This window comes from Methylobacterium sp. 092160098-2, assembly GCF_028920805.1.
GTDB lineage: Bacteria > Pseudomonadota > Alphaproteobacteria > Rhizobiales > Beijerinckiaceae > Methylobacterium > Methylobacterium fujisawaense.
The window spans coordinates 259,456-275,734 of sequence record NZ_JAQPZJ010000003.1; the positions used below are offsets into that span (position 1 = coordinate 259,456).

Annotated in this window: 19 protein-coding genes; 7 read left to right on the forward strand and 12 right to left on the reverse strand. The window is 71.7% G+C overall.

The features are described from left to right. Positions 1–86: 86 nt before the first annotated feature. Positions 87–500, forward strand: coding sequence for a DUF1236 domain-containing protein (locus PQI07_RS33465; protein WP_043352617.1), 414 nt, complete (start codon positions 87–89; stop codon positions 498–500). Positions 501–633: 133 nt separating this feature from the next. Continuing rightward, positions 634–909: a hypothetical protein gene (locus PQI07_RS33470; RefSeq protein WP_043352614.1), complete on the forward strand. Its 276-nt coding sequence runs from the start codon at positions 634–636 to the stop codon at positions 907–909. A gap of 26 nt (positions 910–935) precedes the next feature. Here PQI07_RS33470 and mscL read toward each other — a convergent pair whose 3' ends face one another. From mscL to PQI07_RS33490, 4 genes are all read right to left on the reverse strand, one after another. Then, positions 936–1,355 carry a large conductance mechanosensitive channel protein MscL gene (gene mscL / locus PQI07_RS33475; RefSeq protein WP_274929022.1) on the reverse strand — a complete coding sequence of 140 codons (420 nt, stop codon included), beginning with the start codon at positions 1,353–1,355 and terminating at the stop codon, positions 936–938. Positions 1,356–1,416: 61 nt separating this feature from the next. Further along, positions 1,417–2,268 carry a CDP-alcohol phosphatidyltransferase family protein gene (locus PQI07_RS33480; protein WP_043383395.1) on the reverse strand — a complete coding sequence of 284 codons (852 nt, stop codon included), beginning with the start codon at positions 2,266–2,268 and terminating at the stop codon, positions 1,417–1,419. Positions 2,269–2,272: 4 nt separating this feature from the next. Continuing rightward, positions 2,273–2,983: a phosphatidylserine decarboxylase gene (locus PQI07_RS33485; RefSeq protein ID WP_012318030.1), complete on the reverse strand. Its 711-nt coding sequence runs from the start codon at positions 2,981–2,983 to the stop codon at positions 2,273–2,275. 896 nt (positions 2,984–3,879) lie between these two features. Beyond that, positions 3,880–5,259, reverse strand: coding sequence for an RsmB/NOP family class I SAM-dependent RNA methyltransferase (locus PQI07_RS33490; protein WP_170867527.1), 1,380 nt, complete (start codon positions 5,257–5,259; stop codon positions 3,880–3,882). A 56-nt stretch (positions 5,260–5,315) separates the two neighbouring features. Here PQI07_RS33490 and PQI07_RS33495 point away from each other — a divergent pair, with 56 nt between their 5' ends. Beyond that, on the forward strand, positions 5,316–5,567 hold the full coding sequence (locus PQI07_RS33495; RefSeq protein WP_043345843.1) for a DUF1674 domain-containing protein: 252 nt from the start codon (positions 5,316–5,318) through the stop codon (positions 5,565–5,567). Between the two features lie 33 nt (positions 5,568–5,600). On the opposite strand, the gene PQI07_RS33500 is transcribed toward PQI07_RS33495, so the two are convergent. Then, positions 5,601–6,614: a 2-keto-3-deoxygluconate permease gene (locus PQI07_RS33500; RefSeq protein ID WP_274929023.1), complete on the reverse strand. Its 1,014-nt coding sequence runs from the start codon at positions 6,612–6,614 to the stop codon at positions 5,601–5,603. A 216-nt stretch (positions 6,615–6,830) separates the two neighbouring features. On the opposite strand from PQI07_RS33500, the gene PQI07_RS33505 reads away from it, so the two are divergent. Continuing rightward, a complete protein-coding gene (locus PQI07_RS33505) occupies positions 6,831–7,139 on the forward strand; it encodes a cupin domain-containing protein (protein ID WP_053610804.1) in 309 nt (102 codons plus the stop codon). 12 nt (positions 7,140–7,151) lie between these two features. Here PQI07_RS33505 and PQI07_RS33510 read toward each other — a convergent pair whose 3' ends face one another. Both PQI07_RS33510 and bluB read right to left on the reverse strand, forming a co-directional pair. Then, complete coding sequence (locus PQI07_RS33510) at positions 7,152–7,661, reverse strand: L,D-transpeptidase (protein WP_043355310.1); 510 nt, start codon at positions 7,659–7,661, stop codon at positions 7,152–7,154. Positions 7,662–7,836: 175 nt separating this feature from the next. Beyond that, positions 7,837–8,475: a 5,6-dimethylbenzimidazole synthase gene (bluB, locus tag PQI07_RS33515; RefSeq protein ID WP_043355309.1), complete on the reverse strand. Its 639-nt coding sequence runs from the start codon at positions 8,473–8,475 to the stop codon at positions 7,837–7,839. A gap of 353 nt (positions 8,476–8,828) precedes the next feature. On the opposite strand from bluB, the gene PQI07_RS33520 reads away from it, so the two are divergent. After that, the gene (locus PQI07_RS33520) at positions 8,829–9,203 is read left to right on the forward strand and encodes a DUF2794 domain-containing protein (RefSeq protein WP_043355313.1); all 375 of its coding nucleotides are present in this window, start codon (positions 8,829–8,831) and stop codon (positions 9,201–9,203) included. Positions 9,204–9,241: 38 nt separating this feature from the next. Here the strand turns inward: PQI07_RS33520 and PQI07_RS33525 are convergent, their stop codons facing one another. The 3 genes from PQI07_RS33525 to PQI07_RS33535 all read right to left on the reverse strand — a co-directional run bounded on the left by PQI07_RS33525 (position 9,242) and on the right by PQI07_RS33535 (position 11,974). Further along, the gene (locus tag PQI07_RS33525; RefSeq protein WP_274929024.1) at positions 9,242–10,144 is read right to left on the reverse strand and encodes a dihydrodipicolinate synthase family protein; all 903 of its coding nucleotides are present in this window, start codon (positions 10,142–10,144) and stop codon (positions 9,242–9,244) included. Between the two features lie 95 nt (positions 10,145–10,239). Then, positions 10,240–11,010 (reverse strand): Bax inhibitor-1/YccA family protein, encoded by a 771-nt coding sequence (locus PQI07_RS33530; protein WP_043355307.1) that lies wholly within the window; start codon positions 11,008–11,010, stop codon positions 10,240–10,242. A gap of 376 nt (positions 11,011–11,386) precedes the next feature. Beyond that, positions 11,387–11,974: a PAS domain-containing protein gene (locus PQI07_RS33535; RefSeq protein ID WP_043355306.1), complete on the reverse strand. Its 588-nt coding sequence runs from the start codon at positions 11,972–11,974 to the stop codon at positions 11,387–11,389. A 111-nt stretch (positions 11,975–12,085) separates the two neighbouring features. Here PQI07_RS33535 and PQI07_RS33540 point away from each other — a divergent pair, with 111 nt between their 5' ends. Then, positions 12,086–12,418 carry a hypothetical protein gene (locus PQI07_RS33540; protein WP_244447742.1) on the forward strand — a complete coding sequence of 111 codons (333 nt, stop codon included), beginning with the start codon at positions 12,086–12,088 and terminating at the stop codon, positions 12,416–12,418. A 35-nt stretch (positions 12,419–12,453) separates the two neighbouring features. Next, a complete protein-coding gene (locus tag PQI07_RS33545; protein ID WP_274929025.1) occupies positions 12,454–12,933 on the forward strand; it encodes a hypothetical protein in 480 nt (159 codons plus the stop codon). A 57-nt stretch (positions 12,934–12,990) separates the two neighbouring features. On the opposite strand, the gene PQI07_RS33550 is transcribed toward PQI07_RS33545, so the two are convergent. Together PQI07_RS33550 and PQI07_RS33555 are read right to left on the reverse strand one after the other, a co-directional pair. After that, positions 12,991–15,567 carry an ABC transporter permease gene (locus PQI07_RS33550; RefSeq protein WP_179698381.1) on the reverse strand — a complete coding sequence of 859 codons (2,577 nt, stop codon included), beginning with the start codon at positions 15,565–15,567 and terminating at the stop codon, positions 12,991–12,993. Continuing rightward, positions 15,567–16,268 (reverse strand): ABC transporter ATP-binding protein, encoded by a 702-nt coding sequence (locus PQI07_RS33555; RefSeq protein WP_374701379.1) that lies wholly within the window; start codon positions 16,266–16,268, stop codon positions 15,567–15,569. Before PQI07_RS33555 ends, PQI07_RS33550 begins: the two co-directional genes overlap by 1 nt. Between the last annotated feature and the right edge of the window lie 11 nt (positions 16,269–16,279).

The following is a 16,279-nucleotide window of genomic DNA, read 5'->3' on the forward strand; positions in this document are numbered from 1 at the left end:
TGCATCCGATTCCGGGGGTCGGGCGTTACCGGCCCGAGCTTCGCTGCGCCTGCGCGGCGAAACACCACGGAACGGAGATGTCCCGCATGACCTTCAAGACCCTTATCGCCGCCTCGGCCCTCGTCCTGTCGCTTCCGCTGGCCGCCCAGGCCCAGGGCACGATCCCCGGCGCCGAGCGCGGCGCGGCTGCGGGTGCCGATGCGGCCGGCCCGATCGGCGGCATCGTCGGCGGCGCGGTCGGTGCGGCCACCGGCACGGTGGGCGGCATCCTCGGCGTCGACATGGCCCCGCGCTTCCGCAGCTATGTCCGCGAGCGCAATGTCCGCTCCTACGACTATGACGGCCGCGTCGCCGTCGGCACCACCCTGCCGGCTTCGGGCGTGACCTATTACGACGTGCCCAACGAGTACCGCGTGCAGCCGGGCTACCGCTACACCGTGGTGAACGATCGTCCGGTGTTGGTCGATCGCGGCCACCGCATCGTCGAGGTCATCGACTAAGACCCCGGGCCGGTTTCGCGCTGGCCCAAGCGCCCCCGGAGCCCGGCTCCGGGGGCATCTTCATAGCCGCGGCCGTCGGCGCAACGCTTCATCCGTTCGGCCGTTGAGAGATGGCCCGAGCCGTGAGGCGATCATGAGCGACGCACCCACCGATCCGAAAACCACTCTGCCGGAGCCCGTGCGCGACCACCTCGGGCAGCAGCTGCGCGGCGTCCTGCCGGTGGGGTCCGACAAGCCCCGCTTCCTCGGCGACGATCCCGTGCCGGATGCCTTCGAGCCGCAGATCCGCCGGCTCGAGACCCGGCTGAAGACCCACGAGGAGGGGACCGAAGCCGTCGGTCATGCCCTCGACCAGATCCTCGATGCCCTCGGCGTCAAGCCGGACGAGACCGACAAGCCCAAGGGCTGAGGCGGCACCGCGCGCCCGCACCGGCGTCAGACGCGCGGCTTCTCGGCCAGCAGGTCGCGGATCTCGGAAAGAAGCTTCACGTCGGCCGGTATCGCTTCGGGCTTCTTGGCCTCGGCGGTCTGCAGGCGGTTCATCGCCCGGATCACCAGGAACAGCACGAAGGCGACGATCAGGAAGTTCAGGGTCAGGGTCAGGAACTGGCCGTAGCCGATGACCGCGCCCTGCTTCTTGGCATCCGCATAGGGCAGGCCTGCCTGCACCTTCGACGAGAGCGGGATGTAGTAGTTCGAGAAGTCGAGCCCGCCGGTGATCGCGCCGATCACCGGCATGAAGATGTCCTGGACCGCCGACGTCACGATGGCCCCGAAGGCCGCGCCGATGATCACGCCGACCGCGAGATCGACCACGTTCCCGCGCAGCGCGAACGTCTTGAAATCCCCGAGCATCCGCCAGCCCCCGCCCGCTTGATACCGCCAAGATAGAGGACGGCTCCGCGAAGGCCAGCGCCTATTCCGATGCCGGTCGGCCGGCCGTGGCCAGGGCGGGCCGGTCCTCGCCCAGGGCGGCGAGTTCCGCCTTGACCCGGCGGCGATACTGGGCGGCCACCACCGGGATGGTCAGCAGATAGCCCCCGCTCACCGCGACGAGCGCCTCGAACGGGTAGCTGATCAGGAGGCCGAAGGCCGCGACCCCGAACAGGAAGATCGGCAGGACGAGGCTGCGCGGCACCCGCTTGCCCATGGTCTTGCCCGAATAGGTCGGGACCGTGGAGACGACCAGCAGCGCGATGCACAGCACGTAGATCAGGACCGCGGGCGCCGCCCAGGTCTCGATGCCGAAGCCCAGGAAGTGGAGGTAGAGCGGCAGCATCGCGGTGAGCGCCCCCGCGGGCGCCGGCATGCCGACGAAGAAGTCCTTCTTCCATTCCGGCCGGTTCGGATCGTCGAGCATCGCGTTGAAGCGGGCGAGCCGCAGCGCCATGGCGATGGCGAAGATCAGCGCGACGATCCAGCCCATCGATTTCAGGTGGAACAGCACGAAGCCGTAGAGGATGAGCGCCGGGGCGCAGCCGAAATTCACGAAGTCGGCGAGGGAATCGAGCTCCGCGCCGAAGCGCGACGTGCCCTTGAGCAGGCGCGCCACCCGCCCGTCGATGCCGTCGAGCACGCCCGCCACCACCACGGCGATGACGGCGGGCTCGAACTTGCCCTCGAAGGCGAGCCGGATCGCCGTGAGCCCGAGGCAGAGCGCCATCAGGGTGATCATGTTGGGCGCGATCATCCGGAACGGCACCGGCTTGAACCGGCGCGGCCGCGGCTCGTTCGGATCGGGCGCGAAGGGCGGGAAGAGATCGTCCATGGCCTCAGATCCGCTTGAACAGGCGCTCCGGGCCCCCGCCGAGATCGGCCAGCACCGTCTCGCCGGCCACCGCCTTCTGGCCGAGCCCGACCAGCACGGTCGACCCGGCCGGCAGGTAGACGTCCACCCGCGATCCGAAGCGGATCAGGCCGAAGCGCTCGCCGACGCCGAGCACGTCGCCCGCCGAGACGAACCCGACGATGCGCCGGGCCACGAGGCCGGCGATCTGCACCACGCCGACGCGCTTCGGCTGGCCGGCATGGGTCGTCTCGATGACCATGCCATTGCGCTCGTTGTCGTCGCTGGCCTTGTCGAGCTCGGCGTTGAGGAACAGGCCCGGCGTGTAGTGGATCTGGCCGATCCGGCCGGCCACCGGCACCCGGTTCACGTGGCAGTCGAACACGTTCATGAACACCGAGACCCGTAGCGTGGGCACCTGCGGCAGGTCGAGCTCGGGCGGCGGCAGCACGGTGGCGATGAGGTTCACGCGCCCGTCGGCGGGCGAGATCACGAGTCCGTCCGCCACCGGGGTGACCCGCTCGGGATCGCGGAAGAAGTAGCAGACCCAGAGGGTGAGGATCAGGAAGATCCAGCCGAAGAACTGGGAGAAATAGCCCGCCAGGACCGTCAGCACGATGCCGATCAGGATGAAGGGATAGCCCTCCTTGTGGATCGGCACGAGCGTCCGGCGGATCGTCTCGATCAGGTCGGTCATGGGTTCTTCGGACTCGAGGGAACCGCCGGCAGGCGGACGTGTCGGACGGGCGGATGGCAGCCCGCCGGGCCGCCGTCAACTTTCCAGGGGTCGCGGATCGCCGCGGGACGTCGCGCCCGCCCCTGCCGGGTTCCGCTTCGTCGGGCATCGATTCGGGCGCGCGGACCTCCCGCCACGCGTCATCGTCCCCGCGCGCCGGTGGCGCCGGGGGCATGGCCCGGGAGCGAACACGAGGGACGCGGGACGCCGCGGGAACCCAGGTGTCGGCCAAAGTCGCGCGGGATCCGATCCCCGCGGCGCCCCGCGGCATCGACCGGGCGCCTGCCCCGGCCGGTGCCGTCTTTCTCGTCGCGGCGTCTCCAGCGCCCCGGTCCTGCGACTCCCTGTTAGCGGTCTCGGGCGAGGCCCAGGCACGCCGTGCCCGCACCTCCGGAACCCGCATCAGCGCCGTGGCCTTCCAGCCGCCCCCCGCCTCGTAGTGGGCGGGTCCGCAGGTCGCTCAGGGTCGGCCCAGAGGCGGGTCGGCGCGGGGGCATTTCCTCGACCCCGCCGGGCAAACTGCCGCCCGGTCTCACGCCCGCTTCCGAGACACGCCCCGCACCGGTCCGCCGCCCGGGGCGATGGCGGCTGAAAGCCACCGACGCGGGCCCCGCCCCGCCCCCGGACCCGCCCGGTCAGCCACCGGGCGGGTCCCCGAAGGACGCCCCGGGATCGCTCCCGGGCCGCCGCGGACAGGTGCGGTCAGGAAGCACAAAATAGGAACATTGTCAAGGTGCGGGCGGCGTGACGCACGCTGCCGCGCGCCATTTCTCCCTGTCCGCCCGCGGCGCTCCGGAATGACGGGCGACTGGACCGGACCGCCGGTCCACCTCCGGAGATCCGGCCTGCGTGCCCGATCAATCCGCCCGTCGGAGCCGGCTCGCGAAGAAGCCGTCGAGGCCGCCGCGGGCGTTCGGCACCTCCGCCAGGTGGCACGGCAGGGTGCGCAGGTCGCCATTGCCGTCGATCAGAGCCGCGGCGCCACCGACCTCCTCGGGCCGGACCGGCACCCGCGTGAACCGGGAGTCGCGGGCCAGGAAGGCCGCGATCTGCGCCTCGCCCTCCTCCGGCTCCAGCGAGCAGGTGCAGTAGACGAGAAGCCCGCCCGGCCGCACCAGCCCGGCCGCGTGGTCGAGGAGCCTGGCCTGGAGCGCGGCGAGCCGCCCGATATCGGCCTCCACCTTGGTCCAGGCCACGTCGGGGTGGCGCCGGATCGTCCCGGTGGCCGAGCACGGCGCGTCGAGCAGGACCGCGTCGTGGTCCCGCGGCTCCAGGGTGAGGGCGTCGGCCACCACGATCTCGACCGCGAAGCCGAGCCGCGCGACGTTCTCGCGCAGGCGTTCCAGCCGCGGCGCGGACCGGTCGACGGCGGTGACCTGCGCGCCGGTGGCGGCGAGCTGCAGGGTCTTGCCGCCGGGCGCCGCGCAGAGGTCGAGGACGCGGGTTCCGGGCTGCGGCGCCAGGAGGCGGGCCGGGAGCGCCGCGGCGGCGTCCTGGACCCACCACGCCCCTTCCTGGAAGCCGGGGAGGTCGGGGATCGCCGGGCCGTTCTCCGGCAGGCGCAGGGAGCCGGTCGGCAGGGTGACGGCGCCGAGCCGCTCCGCCCAGTCGGCGGTGTCGCGCAGGGGGGTCAGGTCGATGGCGGCCCCGGCGAGATGGGCGCGGGCGATCGCCGCCGCGCGCTCGGGCCCGTAGGCCGCGACCCAGCGGCGGGCGAGCCAGTCCGGCGTGTTGACCGCCAGGGCGTCGGCGTCCGCGGCCAGGATCGCGTCGCGCTCCCGGGCGATCCGGCGCAGCACCGCGTTGACCAGCCCGGCGAGATGGGCCGTGCGGGTATCCCCCTTGGCGAGCCGCACCGCGAGGTCGACGGCGGCATGGTCGGGGACAGCGAGGTCGAGGAGCTGCGCGGTCGCGGTGGCCAAAAGGGCCGTGAGCTGCGGCTTGGCCGCGGGCAGCCCGCGCTCCAGCCGCGCGGCCAGGGCGGCGCGGATCAGCCCGTAGCGGCGGAAGGTCGCCACCGCGATGGCCCGCGCCAGCCCGGCATCGGCCGGCGCCAGCGCCTCGGCGCGGATCGCCTGGGCGAGGGCGTCGTCGAGGGCGGGGGGGCGCTCCTGCCCGATCAGGGCCGCGACCGCCTGCATCGCCGCGCGGCGCGCGCCCAGGCCCGCCGTATCCGGCCCAGTCTCGCCCGTCGAAGCTTCCTTCCGCGTGTTGCGGCCTGTGTCCCGCGATGCCACTTCTGCTCCAGATCCAACGTCTTCTGGGCCTACGCCCTCACACTCGAGCGAGCGCGATGCAAGAGCCGACCGCACAAGACCCGCACAGGCAGGATCCGGACGGACCGGAGGCCGGCGACGGCACGGCCCCGCCCCGCGCGCTCAGCCCGGCGGCGCAGCGCGCCCTGGCCGAGGCCGCCGAGCGCCGCGCGGCGATCGACGCCCGGGCCGCCGAGATCAGCGCCCGGCCCGAGCGCCAGGGGCGCGGCGGCCTGGAGCCGGTGCGCTACGACGACTGGGAGGTGAAGGGCCTCGCGGTCGACTTCTGAGGACGGCGCAGGGGCCGGCGCACCGGTCCGGCCCTATTCGGCCGGGACCGCCAGCGGCGGGCCGGTCTCGGTCCGGGCCTCCGCCGCACCCGCCCCGAACCGCCGGTACCAGAGCCCGGTCAGGATCGGCACGAGAATCGAGGTGACGATGATGCAGATCGTCACCAGCACGGTGGCGGTCTGCGCGGCCGGGGCGAAGTGCGGGGCGACGGCGGCGATCGCCAGCGGGTTGGCGGCGGCGGCCCCGGCCGTCGAGGAGGCCGCCAGCCCCGCCGTGCCGGTCCCGCCCCCGATCGCCCGGTCGGCCAGGATCAGCGGGATGCCGGTCAGGACGATCACCGCCAGCGCCAGCACGATGCCGAGCCCCGCGAGCGGCGAGAGCAGGTTGCTGAGGTCCACGGTGTTCCCCAGCGCGAAGGCGAAGAACGGGATCATCAGCTGGCCGCCCGGGGCGAACAGGGCCCGGAGCTTCGGGTCGAGGTTGCCGAGGGCGAAGCCGACGAGGAAGGGCAATACCGCGCCCGCGAAGATCTGCGGCTCGAAATGCGCAGCCCCGGAGGCCCCGAGGATGATCATGCTCATCAGCGGGCCGGATTCGATCGACGTGAGGATGAAGGCGCCGGCCTCCTCGCGGCTGCCGTAGGTCTGCATCAGCGAGGCGTAGAGGCCGCCATTGGTCATATCCATCGCGCAGACGATCGCCAGGATCGAGAGGCCGGCGAAGAAGCCGGTCTGGATCCCCTCGGGCGGGATGAACAGCCCGGCCACCAGCACGATCGCCCAGGCGGCGACCAGCTTGGTCGCCACCAGCGTGCCGGACTTGCGCAGCACCGTCCCGGTCGCCCTCAGGCTGACCGAGGCGCCCATACAGAAGAACCAGACCGCCAGGATCGGGATCACGCCGGTCATGATCCCCTGCGTGAAGCCCTTGAAATAGGCCGGGGACCCCGGCGCGAAGGTCCTGCACAGGGCTCCGAGCAGCAGCGGCACCAGCATCAGGCCGCCGGGAATCCTGTCGATCGCCGCCTTGATCTGCATGGCGCGCATCCTCCCGATCCGGATCGCTCGCCGGCGCATCGGACCCGGGCGGGTTCGCGGGCGCCGCCCCGGTCCGCGCCTCTGTCGGGCGTCTGTCGAACCGGTGCGTCATCCTGTCGGGGCCCGGTGCGGGCCGTCAAGCGGCGCGCCGTCGGGCACGGAACGTCCGGCGCGGAACGTCGAGCCTCCGGGCCCGTTGAGCGGATTCACCCGGAGGAGGCGAGCATGGCGACAACGGTATCGGCGCGCAGCGCGGTCGCGGGACCGCACGGCGCGATCACCCTGGCCCGCGGCGAGCGGCTCGGGATGCGGATGTGGCGGGCGGAGGAGCCGAACGCCGACAAGCCGATGACCAAATCGGCCTACGAGACCGTCGGCTACGTGGTCAGCGGCCGGGCGGAGCTCGTCCTGGAGGGCGAGACCCTCGCCCTCGCTCCGGGCGATTCCTACTGCGTGCCGGCGGGCGCCGCGCACACCTACCGGATCCTGGAGACGTTCACGGCCGTCGAGGCGACCGCGCCGCCGGCCGACTGAGGCCCGCGGGCCTCAGTGGGTCATGTAGACCTGCGTGCCGACATCGACCCGCGCGTAGAGGTCGACCACGTCCTGATTGTACATCCGGATGCAGCCATAGGACGCGTAGGTGCCCACCGAACTCGGCCGGTTGGTGCCGTGGATCGCGTATTCGCCGCCCGCGAGGGTCATGGCCGCCGCACCCATCGGATTGTGCGGCGAGCCGCCCGCGATGAGGTTCGGCAGGCGCGGGTTGTCGCGCTTCACCTCCGCGGGGGGCGACCAGGCGGGGGCGACGTACTTGCCGTCGATCGGCTTCGTGCCGAACCACTGCTTGCCGGGCCGGCCCACCGCCACGGGGTAGCGGATCGCCGTGCCGTCGCCGTTCACGAGATAGAGCTTGCGCTGCGACACGCTGATCACCACCGAGCCCGGCGCGACACCGTTCTGGAACGGCACGACCTCGCGCGCCTGCGCCGTTTGAAGACAACCGGCCAGCATCGCGCCGGCCAAACCGAATACAGCCGCCACCCGACCCGACATCACTACGATCCTCGACAAGCAAGAGTTGACGCGGGCAAGTAATCCGCGGCCGAGCTTACCGTTCCAAGAATAGCTATGGTTGATGTGGGGTCAGCGTGCCGCATCCGTGAGGCACGGTAAAAGAGCAACCACGATCGACGGCGCGGGGGCGGCGGCGGGGCCGCTCGGCCGCCCCTCAGCGCTCGTAGAGCGTGCTGCCCCGCTTGTCCTCGGGCTGCCAGCCGTGGCGCTCCAGCTCCGGGTCGAGATGCTCCTCCACCGGGTGTCCGACGCAGAGATAGGCCACGAGCCGCCACGTCTCCGGCACCGCCAGGATCGCCGAGACGGTCTGCGGCTCCAGGATCGAGACCCAGCCGACGCCGAGGCCGCGCGCCCGTGCGGCGAGCCAGAAGCACTGCACCGCCCCCACCACCGAATAGGCCAGGGTCTCCGGCATGCTGGCCCGTCCGAGCCCGAGGCCGGTCTCGGTCGCCGCGTCGCAGAAGACGGCCAGATGGACCGGCGCCTCCCGCAGGCCGGCGAGCTTGAGGCCGCGATACCGGGCGGCGCGGTCCGCATCGTAGCCTGCGGCCGCGGCGGCGTTGCAGCCGGAGAAGTTGTCGGACACCGCGCGGCGCCGCGCCGGATCCGAGACGCGCACGAAGCGCCAGGGCCGGCTGTTGCCGACCGACGGCGCCCGGTGGGCCGCCGTCAGGCAGGTGCGCAGGCACGCCTCGTCCACCGGATCCGTCCGGAACCGGCGCACGTCGCGGCGCCACGCGAACAGCGCGTCGAGGTCGTGCAGGAAGGCGTCGTCGAAGGCAGGCGGGCCCATGATGCCGGTGGCATACCCGCTTCCCGGGCCCAACGGGAAACAGAAAAAAGGCCGCCCGGAGGGGCGGCCTGAAGTCTTGGGTCTCGAAACCTCGGAGTGCCGGATCCTGGGATCCCGAACGGCGGCCGATGGCTGGGGAGCTGGGTGTCGGGCGCCGGCCGGGCAGGACCCGGCGAGGTTCGACGTCTGTTGTCGCGCGGCAACGCGGCCTGCAAAAGGCGCGAATCTGGCCAAACCATGTTTTTTGTCGCTTGGGCGTGTCTCGCAGGTCACGGCGCGGGGCGGCCGTCACCCTTGCGGGCCGCTGCGGCGAAGCCCATCATCCGGCAAAGGAACGATGCACGGGAGTGGTGATGACCGAAAGGACGAGCGCCGGGCCGAGGCCCGACGAGGCGGCGGGGCATGTCATTCCCTTCCCCGCCCGCGCGGCTCCTCCACAGGTCGCCTTCAACCGGGATGAGCTGCGCACGATCTTCAACCTCTATGGCCGGCAGGTGGCCGCGGGCGAATGGCGCGACTACGCCCTCGATTTCCGCCGCGACAGGGCGGTGTTCTCGATCTACCGCCGCGCCTCCGAGATGCCGCTCTACCGGATCGAGAAGGATCCCAAGCTTGCCCGCCGCCAGGGGGCCTACGCGGTCATCGCCGCGAGCGGCCAGATCCTGAAGCGCGGCTCGGAACTCGCCCGGGTCATCGCCGTGCTGGAGCCGGCGCCCAAGGCGGTCTGACCGGCGGTCTGCCCCCGCACAGCATCCCGCTCCGCCCCTCAGGACAGGGGCATCCGCCGGACGGTCGCGGCGATCTCGGCCACGACCTCCGGCGGCAGGGGACGGATCGGCCGCGGCGGCTCGGCGCGGCACAGGCCCAGGATATCGGCCAAGGCGTAGACCACCCGCAGGCTGGAATGGGTCCGGAACAGCGTCCAGAGCGGCTCCAGTTCCGCGTTCAGGGTGCGCGCCCGGTCCGTGTCGTCGGCCTCCACGGCCTGGACGATCGCGCGGCAGGTCCGGGGGAACAGGCCGCCCGCCACGCTGTACCATGCCGCGCCGCCGGCGATCAGCGCCTCGGTCGCGTTCCAGTCGCCGCTGAAGCCGATGGAGAAGCCCGCCGGGACCGCCGCCTGCAGGGCCGCGACACCGGCCGCGGCGTCGGCCGGGGCCGGCGCGGCGCATTTGGCGGCCACGATCCCGGGACGGCGGGCGAGCCGGCCGATCAGCGCCGGCGTGAAGCGGAAATGCGTGGTCGCGGGGTTGTCGTAGAGGACGAGGGGTAATCCGCCCGCCTCCGCCACGGCCGCGAAATGCGCCTCGACCTCGGCCTCGGTCAGCGGCGTATAGGAGACGGGGGCGAGCAGTCCCGCATCCGCGCCGGCCGCCCGCGCATCCTGCGCGAGGCGGATGGCCTCGTCTGTGCGCAGGGCGCCGATGCCGACCAGGAGCGGTACCCGGCCGCCCACGGCCTCGCGGGCGATCGCCACCGCCCGGCGACGCTCGTCGCGGCTCAGATACGCATAGGTCCCGGTGCTGCCGAGCAGGCCGATCGAATCGACCCCGGCGGCCACGAGGGGCTCCAGCAGGCGCTGCAGGGCTCCGGCATCGACCCGACCGTCGGCGTCGCTCGGGGTGATCGGGAAGGCTGAGAGGCCGGAAAGGCCGGAGAGCGCGGGCATGGCCCGAGCTTAGCGCATCCGGTCGGTGCGGCGAGACAAAAAGAAACCCCGGCGGTTGCCCGCCGGGGTTTCTCTCAACGATCGGTTCTTGCGGCTTAGCGGCGGTCGCCGATTAGGCTCAGCAGGAACTGGAACATGTTGATGAAGTCGAGATAGAGGGTCAGGGCGCCGTTCACCGACATCTTGGCCGCCATCTCACCGTCGAAGCCGCCGTAGAGATACATCTCCTTGAGCTTCTGCGTGTCGTAGGCGGTCAGCCCCGCGAAGATCAGCACGCCCAGCACCGAGATTGCGAACTGGAGGGCCGACGAGGCGAAGAAGATGTTCACCAGCGACGCGAGGATGATGCCGATCAGGCCCATCATCAGGAACGAGCCCATGCCCGAGAGGCTACGCTTCGTGGTGTAGCCCCAGAGGCTGAGCGAGCCGAAGGCCGCCGCCGTGATGAAGAACACCTGGACCACGCTGCCACCGGTGAAGACCAGCAGGAGCGAGGACATCGAGGCGCCCATCACCGCCGCGAAGGCGAAGAACATCGTCCGCGCGGAAGAGGCCGACATCCGGTCCATCCGCATGGAGAAGACGAAGATGAACGCCAGCGGGGCGAGCATCAGGACCCACTTCAGCGGGCTGAGATAGAGGGTCTGACCGAACGGGGTCAGGATCGGGCGGGTGCCCTGGTAGGCCGCCACGGAGGCCATGTTGAGGCCGAGCGCGACGAGACCCGAGATGCCAAGCCCGACGACCATGTTGTTGTAGACGCCGAGCATGAAGGTGCGCAGGCCCTGGTCGACTTCGACCTGGGTGCCGGCGTAGCCGGTCGGCTGCTGGGCGCCGTACCGGAAAGGGCTATTCTCGAATGCCATGGGAGTTTCCTTGCGGAGGCTCTCTCAGCGTGGTGTTCGGGCGAGGCCCACGCAGGACCTCTGGCGCCAGGCTGGCGCCTCGGTCAGGAATATGTTGCGCCCGCGTCCTGGACACAAGTCCCCGGCCACGGTTGCGGCCCGGGTTTTCCGTGTCCGGAGGATGTATTTTTGTCCATCCGGGCAGGGATTAAAATGCATTTCCTGTTGCAAAGCGTGTCTTTCGACTGACGGTTGCCGGGATGCAGGTGTTTCGATAGCCGTGCGAGCAGTCTTAACGGTTTCCTGATGCCACCCGCGGCGGCGCCCGCGCCGGTTTGTCCGCCGCGGGCCGGCCGCCGCCCGTCCGCAGGGTTCCGGCGGACCGGACGTCCAGGGCTCAGTGCGCGGCCCTGCGGGCGAAGGCGCGGCCCAGGCTCAGCAGCATCAGCTCGGCGGCGACCTGCACCTCAGCCGGCATATCGTCGGTGAGCGTCTCCTTGAGCGCGATCGCCAGGTCGGCCGCGCGCTCCAGCGGGGCGCCCCCCGAAGGAGGCCTGCCCAGGACGTAGCGATCGCCGCCGTCCCGGATCTCCGTGATGTCCATCAGGATCCCGTGCGAGCGGACCGGCTGGCCGGCCGCGTCCCGATGCGTCCGTCCGCGGCTGAGGAGCCATCGCACCGAGCCGTCCGTCTTGAAGACGCGGTACTCGGCCAGCACCAGTCCACCGGACCGGACGGCCCGGAGCATGTGGTCCATCAGCCAGGTCATGTCCTGCGGATGCACCGCGGCCAGTGCCATCGGTCCGCTGATCGGGCGATTGGCGAGGTCGGGGGTGCCGGTCAGCAACATGGCCGCGCCCTCATCGTAGACGACACGGCCGCCGACATGGTCCCATTCCCAGGCACCCACGACGCACGAGGCTTCGAGGGCGGCACGGAGACGCTCCGTATCCTCCCCGTAGCCATCGATGACGGTAATGCCCATGACGGTTGGTCCTCTGGTCGGCCGGAGCCCGAACGTCTTTCTCCGTACCAATATATCACACAAATGACAAAGAGTTCACTTGCGGATAAAGTTGCGGTCGGGCACTCCGCGGTGCTGTGGGTCGATTTGCGCCTTCCTGGAGATGTTCGAGGGTCGGTCATGGATGAGAACGGGCTCGAACGTCTGCGCATGATTGCCGGCGCGAAAGCGGACACTGCGTCGTCCCAAGCCCTCATTCGAATCGCGCAGTCCCTCGATCTTCCGATCGAGGCGTTCTACCAGCCGGATCGGTGCGGCCCTGCCACGCGGCCGGCGATCGATTGGGAGACGGAGCGGCTCCTGGCTCTGGTGAAGGTCCATCTCCGCCAGCTCGATCCGGCGGCGCGCCGACGCTTCGGCGAAGCGGTAGTGGGGATGGTCGGCTCGGAACCTGCCGAGGGCTGACGCTGCCGGCGGCAAAGGCTGGAGACCCCGGAAACATGGCGATGCGGGCGACGGCGAAGCCGGACGATTGGAAGCGCCTGCCCTTCGCGGCGATGTCCCCGATCCCCTATCGCGCGGCCTTCGACCCCGCCCAATTCGCGGAGCTGGCGAAGGGGCTGCGTCCGGAGGTGATGGAAGACAAGTGGTTCATCTATCTCGACGGACTCGATCTCTGCTTTCACCGGAGCTGGACCGGCCTCGGCGTCTACCGGGTCGGATTTGAGCGGCACGGCGAGACATACCGCGTCGTGTCGGCCCTGTGCGCGGAGCCGATGCTCGCGACGCACGGAGCCGAGTATCAGGCGCGGTGTCTCGATTTCCTGGTCGAGAACCTCCTGCTCGGCGGCTCCAAACCGTTCCCCCGGCCTGCGGACGTCGCGGAGAGTGCGCCCGGGGCGTTCCAGCACGGCTTTTCGGGAAGCGGCTATCGCGAGGTGCCCGTCGTGCGACGGCCCTGGTGGACATTCTGGCGCTGACGGCGGCCCGTCGGGTCTGAGCGCCCGGGCGGTCCTCCCGGGACCGGGAGGCGCTCCTCAGATCTGCCGCAGATACGGCGCCGGCTTCTGCCCCAGGATCCGCCAGGTGCCGGCGAGCCCGAGGAGAATCGCCAGCGCGACGGCGGCCGTCGCCGCCACCAGCGCGCCCGACAGGTCGAGGCGGAAGTCGAGGTGCATGACCTTGGCGACGATCACCCACCCTGCGAGCGTTCCGGCCATGAGGCCGAACAGGGCCGTGGCGAGGCCCAGGGCGGCGTATTCGAGGGCGTAGGCGGCGAGCAGCCGCGACCGGCGCGCGCCCAGCACCTTGAGCACGACGGCGTCGTAGAGCCGCGCCCGGTGCCCGGCCGCGATGGCGCCGGCCAGCACGAACAGGCTCGCCAGGACCGCCACGGCGCTCGCCCCGCGGATCGCCAGGACCAGCCGGCCGACGAGGTCGCCGATCGCGTCCAGCGCGTCCTTGACCCGCACGGCGCTCACCGACGGGAAGGTCTTGGCGACGTCGCGCAGGATGTGGTTCTCGGCGGCCGCGTCGGTGCCGCCCGGCAGCGTCAGCGTGGCGAGGTCGGAATGCGGCGCGCCGCGGAAGGTCCCCGGCGAGAACACCATCACGAAGTTGATGCCGAGATTGCGCCACTCCACCCGGCGCAGGTTGAAGATCGTCGCGGTGAGGTCGCGGCCGAGCACGTTCACCGTCACGGTGTCGCCGAGCTTGAGGCCGAGCTGGCGGGCGAGGTCGGCCTCGAAGGAGACCAGCGGCTTGGCGCCCTGCTCGGCGCTCCACCACGCGCCTTCGGTGAGGCTCGAGCCCTCCGGCACCGTGTCGGCGTAGGTGATGCCCCGGTCGCCGTCGAGCACCCAGGCGGCGTCCTCCGGGGGCCGGATCTTGCTGGCCGGCACGCCGTTCAGGGCGACGATCCGGCCGCGCATCATCGGCACGTCCTCGATCTTCCCGTTCGGGGCGGCGCGCGCCAGGAACTCGCGGAACTGGGCGGCGTCCCGCGAGGGGATGTCCAGGAAGAAGAGGTTCGGCGCGCGGGCCGGCAGGGTCGCGCTGATCGTCCGGCGGACATTGGCGTCGATCAGGCTGAGCGTCACGAGGAGCGTCACGCCGAGGCCCAGCGACAGGACGATGGCGGGCGTCAGGGCCCCCGGCCGGTGGAGGTTGGCGAGCGCCATCCGGGGCGCGGGCCAGCTTGGATGCGGCAGGCGGCGGGCGAGCGCCATCAGGCCGAGGGCCACCCCGTGCAGCAGGCCGAAGGCGATGGCGGCCGCCGCGATGAAGATCAGCGCCACGCGCCGGTCGAAGGCGGTGACCACCGACAGGCCGACCAGCGCCGCGAGGCTCAGGCCCAACCAGATCCGGTAGCGCCAGCGCGGCCTCACCCGTGCGGGATCGACGGTGTCGCGGAACAGGCCGGAGACCGGCACGTCGTGGGCGCGGCCGAGCGGGGTGATCGCGAAGGCGAAGGCGGTGAGGAGCCCGTAGGCGGCCGCGAGCGCGAGTTCGCCCGGGGCGAGCGTCGGGTTCAGGGGCAGCGGCAGGTCGGCGGAGAACAGCGCGTCGAGGAGGAAGGGCAGGCTCGCGCCGATCGCCAGCCCGATCAGGGTGCCGATCCCGGCGATCAGCATCACCTGCGTCAGGTACAGAGCGACCACCTGCGAGCCGGGCGCGCCGACGCTCTTGAGGGTCGCGATCGAGGCCCGCTTGCGCTCCACGAAGGCGTGGACGGCATTGCCGACGCCGACGCCGCCGACGATCAGCGCGGTGAGCCCGACCAGGGTCAGGAACTGCGTGAAGCGCTCGATGCTCTTGGCGAAGCGCGGGTCGGCGTTGCTGCGCGAGCGGACCTCCCAGCCCGCCTCCGGCGTCGCGGCACGGATCCGGGCCTGCGCGGCGTCGAGATCGGCATCCGGCGTGCCCGGCGGCAGGAGGATCCGGTAGCTCCAGCGGTTGAGGCTGCCGGGCTGGACGAGACCGGTGGCGCGCAGCGTCGGCTCGGAGATCATCAGCCGCGGCCCGAAGCCGATGCCGCCGGCGATCTTGTCGGGCTCGGACACGATGGTCCCGCGGATCGCCACCTTGTGCCCAGCCAGCGCGATCCGGTCCCCGACCTTGACGTCGAGGCGCGTGAGCAGGGCCGGGTCGGCGAGCGCCCCCGGCACCCCGTCCCGTTCGGCCAGCCGGTCGGCGAGGCGGCCCGGCGGGTCGGTGGCGAGGTCGCCCGCCGCCGGGTAGGTGGCCGGGTCGACGGCCTTCAGCTCGACGAGGGCCGCGTCGCCGCTCTCCGCCACCGCCATGGCCCGCAGGGAGGCGACGCTATCGAGCCGGCCTTCCCGCGCCAGGGCCTGCCGCTCGGCGTCGGTGGCCTCGCGGTTGATCAGGTTGTAGGCGAGGTCGCCGCCGAGGATCCGCCGCCCCTCCCGGCCGAGCCCGTCCGAGAGCGAGCGCGAGATCGACGCCACGCCCGCGATCGCCGCGACGCCCAGCGCGATGCAGGCGAGGAACACCGCGAAGCCCGTGAGGCCGGCGCGCAGTTCGCGGAGCGCCAGCCGCAGGATGAGCGGGAGGCGGCGGGGGCCGGGGTCCGGTCGGGTGATCGTGCCGTGCATCAGGCGGTCACCGCTTCCTCGATCCGGCCCGAGCGCAGGCGCACCGTGCGGTCGCACAGGCGGGCGAGGCCGTTGTCGTGGGTGACGAGCACCAGGGTCGCGCCGCGGTCGCGCTTCAGCCGGAACAGGAGATCGACGATCTGCCGGCCGGTGGCCTCGTCGAGGTTGCCGGTGGGCTCGTCGGCCACGAGGATCGCCGGGTCGGGGGCGACCGCCCGGGCGATGGCGACGCGCTGCTGCTCGCCCCCCGAGAGCTGCGCCGGGTAATGGTGCAGCCGGTGCCCGAGGCCCACCGCCTCCAGCTCGGCGCGGGCCCGCTCGTGGGCGCCGGGCCGGTCGGCGAGTTCCAGCGGCAGCGCCACGTTCTCCAGCGCCGTCATGGTCGGCACGAGGTGGAAGGCCTGGAACACGATGCCGATGCGCCGGCCCCGGAAGCGGGCGAGCGCGTCCTCGTCGAGGCGGACGAGATCGGTCTCCTCGATGACCACGCCGCCGGAATCGGGCCGCTCCAGCCCGGCCATGACCATCAGAAGCGTCGACTTGCCGGAGCCGGACGGGCCGACGAGCCCCACCGCCTCGCCGCGGTCGACGGTGAGCGAGATGCCGCGGAGGATGTGGACCCGGGCGGCGCCGCGGCCGAGGCTGAGATCGATGTTCGACAGCGCGATCGCCGGATCGCGCAGCACCTTGCCTTGGCTCACGGGCGAGCCGA